The organism is Microbulbifer maximicatervae (SeqCode), assembly GCF_052467325.1.
In genome coordinates this window covers 449769-467895 of sequence record NZ_CP174310.1, presented here as the reverse complement: position 1 = coordinate 467895, position 18127 = coordinate 449769, and the positions used below count along the sequence as shown (strand labels likewise).

General features: G+C 51.9%; 16 protein-coding genes. 9 read left to right on the top strand and 7 right to left on the bottom strand.

Annotated features, from left to right (window positions below; genetic code table 11):
- Positions 1 to 18: 18 nt before the first annotated feature.
- On the bottom strand, positions 19 to 1692 hold the full coding sequence (locus ACJJIE_RS02315) for a glutamine--tRNA ligase/YqeY domain fusion protein (RefSeq protein ID WP_444893394.1): 1674 nt from the start codon (positions 1690 to 1692) through the stop codon (positions 19 to 21).
- Positions 1693 to 1905: 213 nt separating this feature from the next.
- Here ACJJIE_RS02315 and ACJJIE_RS02310 point away from each other — a divergent pair, with 213 nt between their 5' ends.
- The gene (locus tag ACJJIE_RS02310; protein WP_108733726.1) at positions 1906 to 2415 is read left to right on the top strand and encodes a peptidylprolyl isomerase; all 510 of its coding nucleotides are present in this window, start codon (positions 1906 to 1908) and stop codon (positions 2413 to 2415) included.
- Positions 2416 to 2450: 35 nt separating this feature from the next.
- A complete protein-coding gene (locus ACJJIE_RS02305; protein ID WP_444893393.1) occupies positions 2451 to 3176 on the top strand; it encodes a UDP-2,3-diacylglucosamine diphosphatase in 726 nt (241 codons plus the stop codon).
- Here ACJJIE_RS02305 and ACJJIE_RS02300 read toward each other — a convergent pair.
- Genes ACJJIE_RS02300 through ACJJIE_RS02290 form a run of 3 tightly spaced genes read right to left on the bottom strand, consistent with a single transcriptional unit; the run spans position 3173 to position 6278 of the window.
- The gene (locus tag ACJJIE_RS02300; protein WP_444893392.1) at positions 3173 to 4114 is read right to left on the bottom strand and encodes an NAD-dependent epimerase/dehydratase family protein; all 942 of its coding nucleotides are present in this window, start codon (positions 4112 to 4114) and stop codon (positions 3173 to 3175) included. The two genes, ACJJIE_RS02305 and ACJJIE_RS02300, sit on opposite strands and share 4 nt — an antisense overlap.
- Positions 4115 to 4138: 24 nt before the next feature.
- Positions 4139 to 4921, bottom strand: coding sequence for a glycosyltransferase (locus tag ACJJIE_RS02295; protein ID WP_444893391.1), 783 nt, complete (start codon positions 4919 to 4921; stop codon positions 4139 to 4141).
- A 52-nt stretch (positions 4922 to 4973) separates the two neighbouring features.
- Positions 4974 to 6278, bottom strand: coding sequence for a condensation domain-containing protein (locus tag ACJJIE_RS02290; protein WP_444893390.1), 1305 nt, complete (start codon positions 6276 to 6278; stop codon positions 4974 to 4976).
- Between the two features lie 209 nt (positions 6279 to 6487).
- Here ACJJIE_RS02290 and ACJJIE_RS02285 point away from each other — a divergent pair, with 209 nt between their 5' ends.
- The 5 genes from ACJJIE_RS02285 (at position 6488) to adiC (ending at position 15002) form a co-directional block, all read left to right on the top strand.
- The gene (locus ACJJIE_RS02285) at positions 6488 to 7648 is read left to right on the top strand and encodes a saccharopine dehydrogenase family protein (protein WP_444893389.1); all 1161 of its coding nucleotides are present in this window, start codon (positions 6488 to 6490) and stop codon (positions 7646 to 7648) included.
- 98 nt (positions 7649 to 7746) lie between these two features.
- Complete coding sequence (locus ACJJIE_RS02280) at positions 7747 to 9429, top strand: FMN-binding glutamate synthase family protein (RefSeq protein ID WP_444893388.1); 1683 nt, start codon at positions 7747 to 7749, stop codon at positions 9427 to 9429.
- Positions 9430 to 9454: 25 nt separating this feature from the next.
- Positions 9455 to 11167 carry a thiamine pyrophosphate-dependent enzyme gene (locus tag ACJJIE_RS02275; protein WP_444893387.1) on the top strand — a complete coding sequence of 571 codons (1713 nt, stop codon included), beginning with the start codon at positions 9455 to 9457 and terminating at the stop codon, positions 11165 to 11167.
- 41 nt (positions 11168 to 11208) lie between these two features.
- Positions 11209 to 13512 (top strand): Orn/Lys/Arg family decarboxylase, encoded by a 2304-nt coding sequence (locus ACJJIE_RS02270; protein WP_444893386.1) that lies wholly within the window; start codon positions 11209 to 11211, stop codon positions 13510 to 13512.
- Positions 13509 to 15002 carry an arginine/agmatine antiporter gene (gene adiC / locus ACJJIE_RS02265; protein WP_444894738.1) on the top strand — a complete coding sequence of 498 codons (1494 nt, stop codon included), beginning with the start codon at positions 13509 to 13511 and terminating at the stop codon, positions 15000 to 15002. Before ACJJIE_RS02270 ends, adiC begins: the two co-directional genes overlap by 4 nt.
- Positions 15003 to 15004: 2 nt before the next feature.
- On the opposite strand, the gene ACJJIE_RS02260 is transcribed toward adiC, so the two are convergent.
- The gene (locus tag ACJJIE_RS02260; protein WP_444893385.1) at positions 15005 to 15475 is read right to left on the bottom strand and encodes a YpsA SLOG family protein; all 471 of its coding nucleotides are present in this window, start codon (positions 15473 to 15475) and stop codon (positions 15005 to 15007) included.
- A 129-nt stretch (positions 15476 to 15604) separates the two neighbouring features.
- On the opposite strand from ACJJIE_RS02260, the gene ACJJIE_RS02255 reads away from it, so the two are divergent.
- Complete coding sequence (locus ACJJIE_RS02255) at positions 15605 to 16060, top strand: DUF2269 domain-containing protein (RefSeq protein ID WP_282932180.1); 456 nt, start codon at positions 15605 to 15607, stop codon at positions 16058 to 16060.
- A gap of 197 nt (positions 16061 to 16257) precedes the next feature.
- On the opposite strand, the gene ACJJIE_RS02250 is transcribed toward ACJJIE_RS02255, so the two are convergent.
- A complete protein-coding gene (locus ACJJIE_RS02250; RefSeq protein WP_444893384.1) occupies positions 16258 to 16887 on the bottom strand; it encodes a malonic semialdehyde reductase in 630 nt (209 codons plus the stop codon).
- A gap of 53 nt (positions 16888 to 16940) precedes the next feature.
- On the bottom strand, positions 16941 to 17405 hold the full coding sequence (locus tag ACJJIE_RS02245) for a DUF3429 domain-containing protein (protein ID WP_444893383.1): 465 nt from the start codon (positions 17403 to 17405) through the stop codon (positions 16941 to 16943).
- Between the two features lie 71 nt (positions 17406 to 17476).
- Between ACJJIE_RS02245 and ACJJIE_RS02240 the strand changes: the two genes are divergently transcribed.
- Positions 17477 to 17737 (top strand): DUF3081 family protein, encoded by a 261-nt coding sequence (locus tag ACJJIE_RS02240; RefSeq protein WP_282932177.1) that lies wholly within the window; start codon positions 17477 to 17479, stop codon positions 17735 to 17737.
- Positions 17738 to 18127: the final 390 nt, after the last annotated feature.

Sequence of the window (18127 nt, the reverse complement as noted above, 5' to 3'; positions counted from 1 at the left end):
GGGCAGCTCTCCGCTTTGCTATTTGTTTTGCTCTTTGGCCCAGCTGTCGCGCAGACCAATGGTGCGGTTAAACACCGGCGCTTCTGCGCTGCCGTACTTGCTGTCGCGACAGAAGTAGCCGTTGCGTTCGAACTGGTAACCCTGCTCCGGCTCCGCTTTGGCCAGGCCGATTTCCGCCTTACAGCCTTTTAGGATTTGCAGGTTGTCCGGGTTTACGCAGTCGAGGAAGTTCTTACCGCCGGCATCCGGCGCCGCATCATTGAACAGGCGATCGTAGAGGCGCACTTCGCAATCGACATTGTTGTCCGCAGATACCCAGTGAATAACGCCCTTTGGCTTAACGCCGTCGGCCGGGTCTTTGCCCAGGGTGTCCAGATCAACCGAGCAGATCACTTCAATAATTTCACCGGCATCGTTCTTCACGACTTCTTCAGCAAAGATCACATAAGCGTTGCGCAGGCGAACTTTTTTGCCCAGCACCAGTCGCTTGTACTTCTTGTTGGCCTCTTCGCGGAAATCCTCTTTCTCAATATAGAGAGTGCGGCCAAAAGGAAGTTCACGGGCCGGCAGATCATCGCGCACCGGGTGGCCGGGTGCTGACAGCATCTCTTCCTGGCCTTCCGGGTAATTTTTCAGGGTAATCTTCAAAGGCTCCATCACGCACATGGCGCGCGGTGCATTTTTATCCAGATCGTCGCGAATGCTGTATTCCAGCATGCCCACATCGACAACTGAGTCGGAACGGGTTACACCGATCATCTCGCAGAAGTTGCGAATGGAAGCCGGGGTAAAGCCGCGACGGCGCATACCGGACAGGGTCGGCATGCGGGGATCATCCCAGCCGTCTACATGGCCTTCGTCAACCAACTGCTTGAGCTTGCGCTTGGACACCACGGTGTAGTTGAGGTGCAGGCGGGCAAATTCGTACTGACGCGGACGCGAAGGCACCGGCAGGTTCTCGATCAGCCAGTCGTACAGCGGCTTGTGATCTTCAAACTCCAGGGTACAGATGGAGTGGCTGATACCCTCAATCGCATCACACTGTCCGTGAGCGAAATCATAGCTGGGGTAAATGCACCACTTATCACCAGTCTGGTGGTGAGCCATCTTTTTGATGCGGTAGATGATCGGGTCACGCAGGTTGATATTCGGTGCGGCCATATCGATCTTGGCGCGCAAGCTGCACTGGCCCTCTTCCATTTCACCGTTGCGCATCTTTTCAAACAGCGCCAGGTTTTCCTCGACAGAGCGATCCCGGAAGGGGCTGTTCTTGCCCGGCTCTTTCAGCGTGCCACGGTAGTGACGAGCTTCTTCTGCGGACAGGTCGCAGACGTAGGCTTTGCCATCTTTAATCAGGTGCAGCGCCCACTCGTACAATTGATCAAAATTATCCGAGGAATACTTCGCTTCACCATTCCACTCAAAACCGAGCCAGGAGACATCGCGCTTAATCGCATCGACAAACTCTTCCTCTTCCTTGGCCGGGTTGGTGTCGTCAAAGCGTAAATTACAGGTGCCACCGAATTCCTGCGCCAGACCAAAATTCAGACAGATGGACTTGGCGTGCCCAATATGCAGGTAGCCGTTGGGCTCCGGCGGGAAGCGGGTCGCGATCTGCGTAACCCGGCCCTCAGTCAGATCTTCACGGATAAGGTTCTGTAAAAAGTGAGCTGGCTTGCTCTCGGATGTCATAGGATTCTCTTAATTTACAGCTGTGCGAACGTAAACGGCGAATTATAACCTACTTGAGAGACAGAATATCGAATTTGAAGGAACGCTTTTCATAGAAATTCACTGCAAGCGTTTGATTTTTGTGCAATTGACACAGATATTCCGACACAGCATTTTACAGCTACAGACTACAAGGTATCATGCCGCCCCAAATCAACCCTCATAGGACATTTTATGATCACCCTTCACACAACCCATGGAGATATAGCCATCGAATTGGATTTCGAAAAGGCACCCAAGACTGCTGCCAACTTCTTGCAGTACTGCCGTGACGATTTCTATACCGGCACTGTCTTCCACCGGGTGATCAACAACTTTATGATCCAAGGTGGCGGCATGACTCCGGACATGCAGCAGAAGGAAACCCGCGATTCCATCGAAAACGAAGCCAACAATGGCTTGAAGAACGACACTGGCACCCTGGCCATGGCCCGCACTATGGACCCACATTCCGCCAGCTCCCAGTTCTTTATCAATGTTAAGGACAACGATTTCCTGAACTTCCGCAGCGAAGACTCTCAGGGTTGGGGTTACTGCGTATTTGGTAAGGTTGTCGACGGCATGGACGTGGTCAACAAAATCAAAGATGTTAAAACCGGCAGCAAAGGCTTCCACCAGGACGTACCCCTGGAGACTATCGAAATCACTGGTATCAGCATCTCTGACGCCTACGCCGATAAGTAATTCCACGGGTCAGTACCGACTCTAAGGCGGGGACATTGTCTACTTATTTTATTTCTGACTTGCACCTCGACGAAAAACGCCCGGATATTACCCGGGCGTTTTTTGATTTTCTGCACGGGCGAGCTGCCGGTGCTGAGGCGCTATATATTCTCGGCGACTTTTTTGAGGCGTGGGTTGGCGACGACGACGATGCCCCGCTGGCCCGCGAAGTGATTGGCGAGTTAAGCCGCTATAGCGGTACCGGCGTAGAGTTGTACCTGATGCACGGCAATCGGGATTTCCTGTTGGGTACCGACTTCGCCCAGCGGGCGGGAGCCACTTTACTTCAGGACCCCACTGCGTTGTCCCTCGGTAATGAGCGCGTGTTGCTTATGCACGGCGACAGCCTTTGCACCCTCGACAAAGAGTATATGGCGTTCCGCCGCCAGGCCCGGGACCCCAAGTGGCAACAAGAGCTATTGGCCAAGTCTCTACAGGAACGCCGCGCTATTGCCGCGCAGATTCGTATGGCATCCAAGAGTATGAACAGCCGCAAGGCCGAAGACATCATGGATGTAACCCAGGAAGAAGTGGAGCGGGTGATGCTTGAGCACAATGTGCTTCGACTGATCCACGGCCACACCCACCGGCCCGCCCGCCACGCGTTGACGATCAACGGTGAACCGGCGGAGCGTATTGTGCTGGGAGACTGGGATAAGAATGCTTGGTGCCTGAAAGCGGACAAAGACTCACTGGAGTTGATTCACTGGCCGATCGGCTAGGAACCGGCGTTTTGGATGAGGCTCTGCTGTTGCTGCACAGCCTCTACTAACTCCTCAAGCGTCTCCAGCAAACGCTGTACACCCCCAAATTGAAAACCTTTCCCCTGTAAATAAGCGCAATCCATCACTGCTGGCGATTTCACTTGTGGCTGGGAAGGTAACGGTCCCCGCTGTCCAGATATCGATCTTAGAATCTTCACCAACTCGCGACTGCTAACCAGGCAATCACTACAGTTTACTGCCCGCCCCCGGGCATCTTCGTGCTCCAGTAAAAGCTCTACCGCCCGCGCCACATCTTCTCCGTGCACTTCCGTTGAAAGCCGGGAATTTAAATAGGCTTCTCCGGATATCACTGCTCGAGCGATGTCATACCACTTGCTGCGACTTAGCGGACTCACCAGCCCGTAAACTCCAGTTAAGCGCAATGAAACCGCATGCCAACTGCGCTGATGCGCCCAAGCAGACAGCATGGCTTCCACAGCCGCTTTATAGCCGCCGTAGAAAGTATCCGGCTGAACAACCTGCTCCTCGCGTAAAGAGCCGCTCAACTTTCCAGTGGCATAAACGGCACGACTGGAAATAAATACAAATTTTTTTACTTTCGCTGCATAGGCGAATTGGATTAATGCCAGGGTTTGACTGAGGTTTACATGTAAAAAACCCTCGAGATCATCCCCTTCTCCATTTCGATAGCGACCGGGAAGATGCTCGAAAGCCGCATGCACCACTACGTCCAGATTGCTGGCGAATGTCTGTAGTGTTGTATCAGAAGTAATATCCCCGACGCTCCACGCCAATCTGGGTGAAGCAATACTGCGAAAAAGAGCTGCACTTTCCTCCCTGCGCAGTAATGCTCGCACTTCATAGCCCTGCCGCAAAAAATGCCTGACCAGAAATTGCCCCACATAGCCACTGGCGCCAGTAATCCCTATTCTCACAATTCCCTCTCTCGATTTTATTTTCTAAGCACGGGCCAGCTCATCCAGGTCAACGGCAATATCTCGCCCTTCGTAAACAGCCCACCACAAGTCGATCAGGGGTTTGAGCTTTTCAACTTTTGAGTGCTGTTTTTGCCAGGGTTTTTCATATTGGTAGTGAATGACATGAATACTGTCCCACTGCCACAGCTGCGGTAAATTCAGGTAGAGGTATTGCAAGGCGTTATAGATATAAGGCAGGCCGTGCCAACGAGGGAAAAAGGACTGCAAAAAAGTCTGGTCTGTGCGCCGCCAGAAAACCCCTGGTCGATCCAGTTGCTCAAGCATTTTTTGGTAAGTCGTTTCACTCGGTACCGCAGTAAACAATCCCGAATTCATACGGTGAAATCCATCCAAGTTTTCGTAAAGATTGGGCGCTGCGCAAAATTCCGGATAATTCATCAAGTGGTCAATATTGCGCAATACCAGGGTGTCCGCATCCAGGAAAACAAGCTTGTCGAATTGAGTCAATTGCCACAGTGCCAATTTACAAAAGTTATTTAATGGATCGTGAAAGGCTGGTTTATTGCCCTTATCAAAGGGCGCGCGCCGGTGCAGCGCTTCACGTTTATGGCGACTGACAAATTCATCAGAAAAATGGGGAGGGAAGACTTCTTTGATCAAACAACCCGATGCTTCCAATGGCGAAACATCACAACTATTTGCGGGCACCATACAAACCAGCGGATGAGCACTGGCCACCTGATCTAATGAACGTTTTAGTGCCATCGCACCAATTACATAATCCCGACTATTAACCAAAGTCACGAAAGTACATCTTGACATAACAATTGGCTCAACAATCCCTTTGCAGCATTATTTACAGCTGAGGAAGTACATCTTCAGGCCCGCACAATAATCTGTCACACCAGCGGCTTACAATTGCTTCTACTTGTTTTTCCTCAAAGCAGTTCTCATTGTAGATAAAGCTCGAGCGCAACTGTTTCCCAAAGACGGTGATAGATAAATAGATGCCATATGGCGTCAAGCGCGTCGCCAGGGGGGCAATCCGGATCTTCAAGTGATCATTCAACCTTGCCCAATCTGAAGTCTCGCCGGTGTAGACAGCAAAAAAACCTTCCCTGTGCTCCTCCGTTTGTAGAAAGGTCACCAAATAGCAATGGGATGCATCAAGGTGATGGCCAATCCGGCCATGCGGACCGATGGACTCAGCCGCATAAACCGTGCGCATTGCATATTTTATCTCCGTAGACAGGCGCGCAAGCTTTTCATGCCAGGGCTCATCACGACAAACCATCAGGTTCACATATCGACACATAGGGCCGAACACTTCCCGATGCTCCTTCTTCAACCGAAGAGATAAATTCCCACTCATCCAAAAAGTGTGTGGTAGAAACTCACATAGCACTTGCTGAAAGGCCGCCGCCAAATAAGCAAAGAGGCTGACATTCTCCGAGCTAGCCAACGCCATCACCCTCTCAATTTCCCCTTCGCCCAGACTACAGACTGCTTCACTGCAAAGAACCGAAGTCTCTTCAGACTGGGGTAGCTGCTTTATTTTTTCCTCTTGGATTTGCAGTCGATCTTGCCAATAGTCCCGCGCCTTCTGTCCACGTGCCGACTGCAGGTAGGCTTGTTCAAAATTTACATAATCCGCAAAGTCAGTAGTTTCCACACGAGGTTGGTAGTCCTTCCCCACTTCCCCACTCAAATAGTGAGACAGTGCTTCGGACCAAAGAAGTGACAAGCTAATTCCATCGGTAATAATGTGGTGGCACTTGGTTAAAAAGATATATTCATCTTCGCCAGTACGGAGAAGACTAAGGCCCAATAATTGGTCTCTTTCCAAATTAATTGGCGAACTGCCAAATTGGCGCAAAAAACTCGCAACATGCGCTTCACTCAAATGGCGAATATCCAAATAGTCCAGTTCGATATCGACAAAAGAGCGAACAGCGGGCTCTCCGCTATAGCGGCAACGAAAAATCGGATAGGTATTTACTACCTCTGAGATGGACTTTTTAAACAACTCAACATCCAGGTCTCCCTTGACCACCATGGCACGGGTGATCAGGTCGACCAGATCCTTGCGGTGATGCAAGTCATAAATACGCTGCTCAGTGATCGACAAAGGAACCTGCGTCGATAAACTCCAACCGGCCATGGCGGTCTCCGAAAATCATTTGCCCGACAAAAGATTACGGTTAAATCTAGTAAAAATACGCAAGTCCCACGGGCGCGTTACTTTTAGAATATACAAAACAGCGGGATGCAATGGCGCTTCACTATGATCACAGGCAATATTCTCTTGCTTTAGGTCGCCGGCACAATGCATGATCTCTTCAGACTACAAGGGGCAGGAGTTCCATCCAGGTGATCAATAACCTGAATAAACGCGTATTGATTCTCGGCGGCTACGGCAATTTTGGCGCACGCATCGCGCAAATGCTGAATACGGAGCCCAATATCCAACTGATCATTGCCGGCCATAACAAATCGCTGGCCGACCGTCGCGCCCAATCACTCGGTGGTCTCGCCGAGGGGTTACGACTGGAACGGGACTCCATTAACCTCGCCGCACAATTGAAGGCCCTGCATTTGGATTTAATCATCCATTGTGCAGGCCCCTACCAAAGAGAAACTGATTACCGGGTGGCCAAAGCCTGCATTGAAGCCCGCACACCCTACATCGATATTTCAGATGCGCGCCGCTTTGTATGTGATTTTCACCGTCTATCCCCGGCCGCCGAGGCCGCCGGCATCTCCATGGTATCCGGTGCCAGCAGCCTGCCCGGCCTCAGCTCAGCAGCCATAGCTGAGATCCAGAAAGAGCTGCCGGTCATTCACTCTGTACAAGCGGCAATTGCTCCAGCACACAAGGTAGAGCGCGGCCTCGCCACCGTGCGCTCTGGCTTTGAAGCGCTGGGGGAGAGCTTCCCCCAATTGCGGGATGGGCGCTGGAGAGAATCATTTGCCGGCAATCACCTGCGCTCGGTAACTCTTGCCCATCCAGTGGGAAAACGTTGGCTGTGCGATTTTGAGGTGCCCGACCTGGAATTGTGCCCAAGATACCTGCCAGATTTAAACACAGCACTATTTTCCACGGGGACAGAGCCCCTGATTCTCCAGGCCGGCCTGTCTTTGTGCGCCCAACTCTCGCGCCTAAATTTGCCCGCCACAAGTTCCCGCATCGCACAAATTGCCCATAAATTGAGTGCCCGCTGGCCTGGTGGCAGCTCTCACGGCGGCATGATTGTCCGCGCACTGGGTGAAGATGTTGACGGTAGGACAGCTGGTAGGCAGTGGCAAATACTTGGAATGGATGGCGATGGCGTCTGGATTCCTGCAGCACCCGCAGTGGCTTTAGCGAGAAAATTCCTTCGCGGTGAGATTTCAGACAGTGGCGCGCGCGCATGCTGGCAACTATTGAAGCTGGATGAAATTCTGGATGAACTGAAGGATTACTCCATCGTCACTGCCATCGAGTTTTTACCTGCAGAGCAAAATTCACTGCCTGCGTTGGCGGCGAGCTAGGGGAAAAAGCCCTTTAGTTGACCTTATCAAGGCAGAACCCTTACAAATGATCTAGGTTCAGTATCGGAACTTTATGTAACGATGCTGAACCTGATTTTATGAGTAGCTCCAACCCCTGGTGCGCCTATTCCGGCCGGAATGGTATAAAGCGCGCAATAATCCCCATTACCGCTCTTATCCTGACCCCATTCTTCTTGGTGCTCACGTTTACAGACAGCGCCTGGTGGCTGGTGGCTCTATTAATTAGCATTTCACTGGTACTACTGGGAATCTACGATATGCTCCAACCGCACTGGAGCATTACGCGGAACTTCCCGGTTGCCGGCCGCATTCGCTGGATATTCCTGAATCTGCGTCCCTATTTCCGCGCCTATATGGTCGAGGGTGATGAAGAGGGACGCCCTTACAGCATTGAAGCCCGACGACTGGTGTATGCCCGCTCTGAAGGTTTTTCCGATATGCATCCGTTCGGCACTGAAAAAGATGTGCAGAGTGAGGAATATACCTGGCTCACTCACTCGGTGAAGCCCGAGAAAAATGCAGACACTTCCTGCCGTACTGAAGTGGGCACGGGCCGCTGCAAGCAGCCCTACTCCGCCGCCCTGTTAAATATCTCCGCCATGAGCTTTGGCGCTCTCTCCGCCGCTGCAGTAGAGGCCTTGAATAAGGGAGCCTCAATTGGCGGCTTCTATCACGATACCGGTGAGGGAGGCATCAGCCCCTATCACCGCAAGCATGGCGGCGACCTAGTGTGGGAATTGGGTACCGGTTATTTCGGTGCGCGCAACGATGACGGCAGCTTTAACCCGGATCTATTTCGCGAGGCCTGCAACGATCAGGTCAAAATGACGGAAATTAAATTGAGCCAAGGCGCCAAACCAGGGCACGGTGGGGTTTTACCCGGCGCCAAAGTTACCCAGGAGATCGCTTCCACCCGCAAGGTTACACCCGGGCAGAACTGCGTTTCCCCTCGCGCGCACTCCATGTTCTCCACCCCCATTGAAATGCTTGAATTCGCCGAGCAAATGCGCGAACTCTCCGGCGGCAAACCGGTAGGCATAAAACTTTGTGTAGGGCACATCTACGAAGTGATGGCCATTATGAAGGCCATGCACGAGACCGGGAAACTGGTGGACTTTATTGTTGTGGACGGCGCCGAAGGCGGCACCGGCGCAGCGCCGCTGGAGCTGTCCAACCACGTGGGCATGCCGCTGCTGGAAGGGTTGATTATCGTACGAAATGCCCTGGTAGGGGCGGGCCTGAAAGACAAAGTGAAGTTGGCTGCCAGCGGCAAGGTTTATTCCGCGTCCGGCCTGGCACAATGCCTGGCCATTGGCGCTGACTGGTGCAATGCGGCGCGGGCATTTATGTTTTCCGTGGGCTGTATCCAGTCCCAGCGCTGCCATACGGATACCTGCCCAACTGGTGTTACCACCCAGGATCCTCGGCGCCAGCGCGGGCTGGTGGTGGATGTGCAGAGTAAAAGGGCGGCTGCTTTCCAGGCAAAAACTCTCGAAGCACTGGGGGATATAGTGGCCGGCGCAGGGCTTACCGATCCCCGGGACCTGAAACCCTATCACCTGGTTCACCGAATTAATGGCGCAGAATCCAGGCCGATAGATCGTATCTGGCATTTTCTCGACACCAACTCCCTAATCGACGCACCGGAAGATACGCCCTACTGGCACTGGTGGCTGGCCGCACAGGCAGACAGTTTTCAGCCTGCGATCAAGCTCGAAGAAGGCAAGTACGCGTCAATCCGCCGCGCTATTAACCGCTAGCCCCACCCAATCTGTGGAGACTGCTATGCAGACCGTTTCAGAAATTATTGTCGATACACTGGTCAAGGCCGGCGCCAAGCGGTGTTACGGCATTGTCGGCGATACCATCAATCACTTCACATCAACGGTGCGCACTTCCGATTTGGAGTGGATACATGTGCGCCATGAGGAAGTGGGCGCTTTCGCCGCTGGGGGTGAGTCTTACCTTACCGGTGAACTGAGCGTCTGCGCCGGAACTGCTGGACCCGGCAGCCTGCACTTTATCAATGGCATTTTTGAAAGCCATCGCAATGGCGCCCCGGTGGTACTGATTGCCTCTCGAATCGACCGTGCGGAACAGGGATTCGGCTATCCACAGGAAGTGGACCAGCAAAAGCTCTACGAACAGTGTTCGGTCTTCTGTGAAACCATGACCCACCCGGAGCAAGCCCGTCGAATGATTGTGCAGGCTGCACAAACTGCGCTGACTCGCGGTGGAGTCGCGGTGGTGCAAATTAGCGGCGACTTGTTCAAGGAGAAAAGCAAAGACAGTCTGCCCTGGTCGGTACATCGCCCTGAATGGCTAGCGCGTCCGTCTGACTCTGAGCTCGACGCCCTGGCAAAGAAAATCAACGCCGCAAAAAATATCACTATTTACGGCGGTATCGGCTGCCGTCACGCTCACGATGAAGTAGTAAAACTGGGACAACACCTGGCCGCTCCTATTGCCCACACCACCAAGTCGAAAGAGTTTCTCGAATACGACAACCCCTGCCATGTGGGCATGACCGGGATTCTCGGCAATCCCGCAGGCTACCGGGCCATGGAGACTTGTGACCTGTTACTGTGCCTGGGTACCGATTTTGCCTACACCCAGTTCTACCCGGAAAAAGCCACCATTATTCAAGTTGATGCGGAAGCGCCGCACCTGGGGCGACGCGCTCCTGTGGATATGGGCCTGGTAGGGCATGTGGGTCCAACCATTGAAGCCCTCTTGCCCCGATTAAAGGCCCGCACCGACAGTACCTTCCTCGATGACCTTCTCGAACGATACAAAAAAGATCGGGAAGAGATGAAAAGCCGCGGCAAAGAGAAAGACCCCAGCCTGATTCACCCTCAATTTGTCGCTCAGACGCTCAACAAGCTGGCCGATGAGGATGCCGTATTCACCGCCGATGGCGGCGCCTGTATGGTTTGGATGCTCCGCGACCTCACTGCCAACGGCAAACGCTCATTTCTCACCAGCCTTTCCCACGGCACCATGGCCAACGCCTACCCCCAAGCCCTGGGCATGGCCAAAGCCTATCCCGGGCGCCAGGTCATCGCTATGTGCGGCGACGGTGGTATGACCATGTTAATGGGAGACCTGTTGACACTGGTGCAAGAAAAAATCCCATTAAAAGTCCTGGTATTTAACAACAATTCCCTCGGATTCGTAGAGATGGAGCAGCGCATTGAGGGGCTACTCGACAGCTATACCGATTTACATAACCCGGACTTCGGCCGCGTTGCCGAAGCTTGTGGCATCAGTGGTGCCAGTATCGAGAGTGCAGATCAGCTTGAGGACAGCATGAAGCGCTGGCTCGCCACTGACGGGCCGGCACTACTCAGCGTACCGACGAACCGCGTGGAACTGGTGATGCCGCCGGAAGTTACGGCGCAGCAAGTCACCTCCACCGCACTGTTCGGACTTAAGGCAATACTCAACGGCCGCGCCGATGAGGTGGTAGATCTTTTGCGAGACAATTTCCTGCGCTGAGACTTTTTAGCAGGCCACAACAAAAGGTTTGTGCGGCACTCATGCATCATTTCGGACAGCAACGCCATAACAGCATGCTGGCCCTGATCGCCAGCAGTGAAGTCGACGATAACAGCGCTCCCGGCCGCGCCGCCATGAGGCTACAGGCAGAGTTATCAGAGCGAAAAATTGACGTAATAACAACCACCAGCGGTAGTGATGCCTGCGCCATACTGAGCACTAACACCGCAATCCAATGCCTGCTGATTAATTGGACCCTGCCCGGTGAAGCGGAATGCCCCGCCCTGGTTGTATTGGAAGAACTTCGCGCCCGCAATCCCCAAATGCCGGTATTCCTTCTGGCAGATCAGCAGACTGTCAGCACCATGCCGCGACGGGCCCTGGAATTAGCCAACGATTTTATCTGGATGCTGGAAGATACCCCGACCTTTATCGGCGGTCGCATCCAGAGTGCGATTGAAAGATACCGCCACACCATTCTTCCCCCCATGTTTCGCGCCCTGACCCACTTTGCCCGGGTCCATGAATATTCATGGCACACACCCGGCCATACTGGGGGAACAGCTTTTCTCAAATCCCCTGCGGGTCGCGCTTTTTACGATTTCTTTGGGGAAAATATGTTGCGCTCGGACCTGTCTGTTTCTGTAACAGAGCTGGGATCGCTTTTGGATCACTCGGGCCCCATTGCCAAGGGAGAGCAATATGCAGCAAAAGTATTTGGTGCGGATCGCACTTACTATGTAACCAATGGCTCTTCGACATCGAATAGAGTGATATTGATGGCATCGGTTACCCGGGGGCAACTGGCTCTGTGCGATCGAAACTGCCATAAATCCGTTGAACACGCTATCACCATGTCAGGTGCAGTTCCAACCTACCTGATTCCCCTACGCAACAACTACGGTCTCATAGGCCCTGTCCCTCCCCAACAGTTGACGGCCAGCTCTGTTTCCAATGCTATTCGGCAAAACCCTCTGTCCAAGCACGCCAAAAATTCCCGTGCCGTTCACGCAGTCATTACTAATTCCACCTACGACGGTCTCTGTTACAACGTGCGCAGAGTGGAAGAACTTCTCGGCGAGTCCGTTGATCGCCTGCACTTTGATGAAGCCTGGTACTCATACGCTCGATTTAATCCTATCTATCGAGATCGCTTCGCAATGTACGATTTGGGAGAAGCCGACGCGAAAAATGGCCCGAGCAAATTTGCCACTCAGTCAACGCATAAATTACTTGCTGCATTGTCCCAGGCATCGATGATTCACATTCGCGATGGGCGTAAACCCATTGAGCATGGGCGCTTTAATGAAGCCTTTATGATGCATGCCTCAACCTCCCCACTTTATTCCATCATGGCCTCCAATGATGTGAGCGCAGCAATGATGGATGGACCGGGTGGAAAAGCATTAACAGAGGAGTCAATTGCTGAGGCCGTAGCGTTCCGACAAGTATTGGCCCGTTTGCAACAGGAGTATCGCGATAAAGAAGAATGGTTCTTCGGAGGTTGGCAGCCTGAGCATGTCACCGATCCCAGTAACGGGCACAACTACGCCTTTCACAGCGCCCCAGCAGAACTCCTGTGTCATGAGCCCAGCTGCTGGTTATTAGACCCCGGCGAGTCATGGCATGGATTTGGTGATATTGAGCCAGATTACTGCATGTTGGACCCGATTAAAGTATCGATTACCACCCCGGGGATAAACCCTGATGGCAAACTGTCTGCATCTGGAATACCTGCCAACATCGTCAGTAAATACCTGGACAACCTCGGCATTATCGTGGAGAAAACTACCGATTTTACGATTTTGTTCCTGTTTTCTATCGGTATTACCAAGGGTAAGTGGGGCACTCTAATCAATGCTTTACTGGCCTTTAAGCGCGACTTCGATGCCAACCGGCCCTTAAGTGAATGCCTGCCAAACCTTATAAAAAAGTCCCCAGCCTATCGCAATATCGGGCTGCGCGACCTTGCAGACAATATGTTTGCTTCCATGAAAAAATTGCAAACCACAGTGCAAATGTCTGCAGGATTTTCAGCCTTACCTAGAGCTGACTGCAGTCCGGTACAAGCTTATGAAGCCCTGGTTCGCGGCGATGTGGAAATGCTTCCGCTAAGCAAGTTACCGGGACGTACGGCTGCCACGGGCGTTGTACCCTACCCTCCAGGTATTCCTCTGCTAATGCCCGGCGAAAATTTTGGCGATGAAGATAGTCCGGCATTGATTTACTTGAGAACTCTGGAAGCCTTCGACCAGCAATTTCCAGGCTTTACCCACGATAACCACGGAGTAGAGGTGCGGGACGGCCACTATCATATTTACGCCCTGCGGGGAGACTCGCCATAGGCTCGCCTATCAAAGAGGAGCATAAAATAGGCCTGGTCCCCGCAACCCTGATGGTTGCAGGCAATATGATGGGCTCCGGGGTTTTTATGCTCCCCGCCAATCTCGCTGCAGTCGGCAGTATTTCTTTGATCGGCTGGTTGATAACCATCGTCGGCGCTATCTCCCTGGCACTGGTATTTGCCAAGCTCGCCGCTATCTATCCCGCAGCCGGCGGCCCCTATGCCTATGCCCGCCGCGCTTTTGGCGATTACATTGGCTACCAAACCAATCTGGTTTACTGGCTGGCCAATGTAATCGGTAATGTTGCGCTGATTACTGCAGGCCTGGGCTATCTGACCCATTTTTTTCCACCGTTAAAAGACCCACTGACTTTTGCCATGGCCCAGGTTGCCATGGTCTGGCTGCTAACTTACGCCAATGTACTGGGCCCGCGCACCGTCGGTCGCATCCAATCCCTCACCACCGGCCTGGTTTTGCTTCCAATCCTCGGCACCGCTATTTTTGGCTGGTTCTGGTTCGACCAGCAAAACTTTACCAGCAGCTGGAATGTCTCAGGCAAAAGCGACCCCAGTGCTATTATGGCCAGCCTGACCTTCACGCTCTGGGCCTTTATTGGGGTGGAAACCGCCTCTGTATCCGCCGCAGTGGTAAAAGACCCCACCAAGAACGTCCCAATCGCAACGGTTGGGGGAGTTATCCTGGCTTCTATTGCCTATGTACTCAGCTCATCGGTCATTATGGGGATGCTGCCGAACCAGGAATTAATCAGCTCCTCCGCTCCCTTTGCCGATGCTGCTCGCCTGGCACTGGGAAATACTGCGGCCAATGTCGTAGCCCTGTGCGCCGCTATTGGCTGTATCGGTTCATTGGGCGGCTGGATACTGTTGGTGGGGCAGTCTGCCAAGGCGGCGGCAGATGATGGCCTGTTTGCAGCACTATTTGCCCGCACCAATAACAAAGGCGTGCCTACCGGCGGATTGACTCTAGTAGCCGTGTTGATGTCTGTATTGATACTTACCACCATATCGCCAACGGCCAGCCAGCAGTTTGGCAAAATTGCCTCTGTCGCTGTGATTATGACGCTGATGCCCTATATCTATTCAGCGGTAGCTTTGCGGGTTTTGGCCTACGGCAAAATGCCGCCTCAGCAGTACGGACTGTTTACTGTGATTTTGCTGATTGCAGCGGTGTACTGCCTTGTGGCCCTGGTGGGATCTGACGGGCAACAAACCCGCTGGTCCCTGATCTTTGTGATTGCGACAGTCATTTTTTATGCACTAATTTTAAATCGCCGTCGCAGCGTTGAAGAAAAGCACTTTCTACCCGGTGGGCCAGAACCAGCCTGGGTTCACTACTTCACTCTCTTTGCCACAATTGCTGCCCTGTGCCTGTTCTTCTGGTTTTCCGTAGGGCAATACCCGGACTTGGAATTGCGCCTGCGCGCACCCAACCCCTCGGGTCATCATCTTGAGAGGCACATTGAACCCTAGACTCAGCGGGTTAGCGCCCTCTCGATGGTTTCCGCGGTAATTTCAGTAATCCCTTGGGAGTTGGATTCACGGTTACCCGCCACATTGAGCGTCTGCGGACGGTTCTTGAGGATGAAGTCGCGCACCAGTTGTACTCGATCGGCATCAGTCGGATTGACTACCAAGTGTGGTTTCCCCAATACCTGGCAGAACTCAATAGTAAACAGGGTGCCATCACTACTGGGATTGGTTGTGAAGATAACCGTGGCATCGGAGTTGCGGATATTCTCACGAGTACGCTCTTCCAGGTCCGGGGACGTGTTTTCAATCAGCCCAAGTCCTTTCAGAAAATCAGGCCGATCACCGATCTCAGTCCAGTAACCCTGTGGTGCTGTGCCACCGGTGGCAATTCCCAGGCGCTGCCCCGCCAGCAGGCCTCCGGTATCCGCCCCCGTCTGACCACCACTGATAATTTTCTCCGGTCGGAAGATCACTTTTCTCCCCCATATCGTTCATCGTCTTACTAGCTTGAGCTAGCAGACATCAAGCCAGCGATAATTGACATTGAAATTAACGGTCGCAGCCACTAATTTATCTCCAACTTTAGTCTGACCGGCAGCACTGTGAATTACTATCTGATACTGAAAACACTGCATATCCTCTGCGCCATAGTCGTTCTCGGCACAGGGACCGGCATCGCTTGGTACACCCTGAGGGGCTGGCTGTCCGGAAATGCCCAAGTCATGCAGTGGGTCAGCCGGGAAACGGTACGGGCAGACTGGATATTTACGGGATCAGCGGTAATTGGTCTATTTGGCAGCGCGGTGGGTATGCTGCTGATCAATCCTAGCTGGATGCTACAGGCCTGGCTGCAATTGGCCGCCGGTCTCAGCGCAACCGTGTTCTTGTTGTGGCTGCCGGTCGTTTACCTTCAGTACCAGCTGCGTAAACATGCCAAAGAAGACGGTAATCTAGATAAAATGCGCAAGCTAATGATGGCTTGGTGCCTGCTCGGGGCTATCGCATTTCCCATGACCATTATTATTGTCTATCTAATGGTATCCAAACCTCCACTGTAAATTGGATGGCAATATTAAAATCAACTATGAGCAACTTTTTTAGCTTGTACCTTAAAGATAAAGACAATCCCTCAATAAAAAATTCTCTCAGGTAGGTTAATTGATGAGATTATTTAAAAATAATCAAACCACACATTAACTTTACCAATCGACATTTAAATTATTCAACAAGTGTGGAATACACTGACCCCATCAACTTACAACGTCCTACATGCCTCATCAAAATCCAATCGGGGATTACGCGGATGCAGCTTTTCAGTTTCTCCATACCCCAGGTTGCACAGGAAGTTAGATTTAATAACGCAGTCAGGAAAGTGCTCAGGTAAAAATGCTGGCGCTGAACACCTTTTACTGAAGAACTCCTCATCAACCAGCGTATTATCAAATCCCGACATAGGTCCGCAATCAAGCCCCAGTGCCCGCGCAGCCAAAATAAAGTACCCCCCCTGAAGGGAACTATTACGAAATGCCGTTACCTCAGCATATTCCGGATTGTCGGCAAACCATTCCCGTGCAGGGGTCTGAGGATAAAGTCTCGGTAGGTTCTCATAAAAATGCATATCGTAGGCAACAATTGCAGTCACCGGGGCTTGCATTGTTTTTTTGATATTTCCTTCATTGAGGGCCGGTTTAAGTCGCTCCTTGGCCTCCTTGCTTACGACAAAAACCAATCGCATGGGGCAACAGTTGGCGCTAGTGGGCCCAAACCTGACCAGATCGTATAGCCGCTTCAAAACCGCTTCCGAAACAGGCCTGTCCTGCCAGTAACTATGGGTTCGAGCCTCGTTAAACAACTGATCGAGCACTCCAGAGGAAACCGGTTGCATAAAAGCTACCCCAAATGACTTCTCTGGTAACAGTTTAGTTTACGCATGCCATTTCAAAGGAGTAGCAGGATCATAAACAGATGGCAGAACATCACCAAGTAAGTCACAATACTACGGGTGCGGAAATACTGGTCTCGCCCCGGCAAGTTAGGGTTCAACTTAGCCTCAGCCCAGGCAACAAAGCCAAAAGCGAGCAGCAGCACTGGAAGCGCCCAGGAAGTGCGAAACATCAGCAACGCTCCCCAACCCAATAGCGTCACCAGATTGCTAAGCAGCGCCAACATCAGCCGGTGCGGGTGCCCCACCCGATTAAGTGCAGCACCCCACCAGACACCACAAAGAAAGCTGAGTATCACAGCGCTATAGGTCGTGAACAGCAGGCGCGGAGTCACCCCCAAAATCGATAACCCCAGCCACTGCATAAAGATTCCAACGACAAATGGAATCAGACCAAAATAAGCTAACCAGTCAAAAAACCGGGTATCTACTTTAGGGTAATTATGGCTGTCAGGGTCCATGTCGTCTAAGCTTCCAAGTCAGAGACAGTTTCATCTCAAAGCAACAAGCTTAGCGGCAAGGGCAAGCAGCAATGGATGCCGAACAGAAGATTGACGTTAAACAAGCGCTGCGGGTATTTGATAAAGCGACAAAGAAGGGACTCAAAGAAGGCAATGAATGGCATTACCAGGGGCTGGCCGTCAGTACTGACTATGACGGCTATACAGTGTTCATCAACTCCCCCAAAGTAAAACTCACCATATTTTTTCACAATAAATTTTCTGTAGACTCCACCAGTAACAAAGAACTTGAAGAATTTATCCGGTTGCTGAAAAAGCTTGATTCAGAATAAAAGAAAGGAATCTACGAGCACCAAAATGACACCACTTTAAGAGTGCCCTTCGGCACTCATTAGAATAACAGAATTTGTGCATACAGAGACACTATTCTCAATCAAAACTAAAAGTCTAGAAATACCGCATACACCTGATTTAAAACTGGAGCCTGACTCTGCTGTAGCCAGCATCCAACAAATTGATCATCTTTCATCTTTCATCTTTCATCTTATAAAATTATTTGGGTGATATCGGGTTTTTCAGCACTCTCTATAGGCAGGAAAAAGACTCTACTGATCCACTGGCTGCAAATTTATAAATTGAGCATGTGATAATTACAATACGTTGGGACGACTTCTATTTGCACAATAACAAAATTTGCCACTACCCTTCGACAAATTTCATTA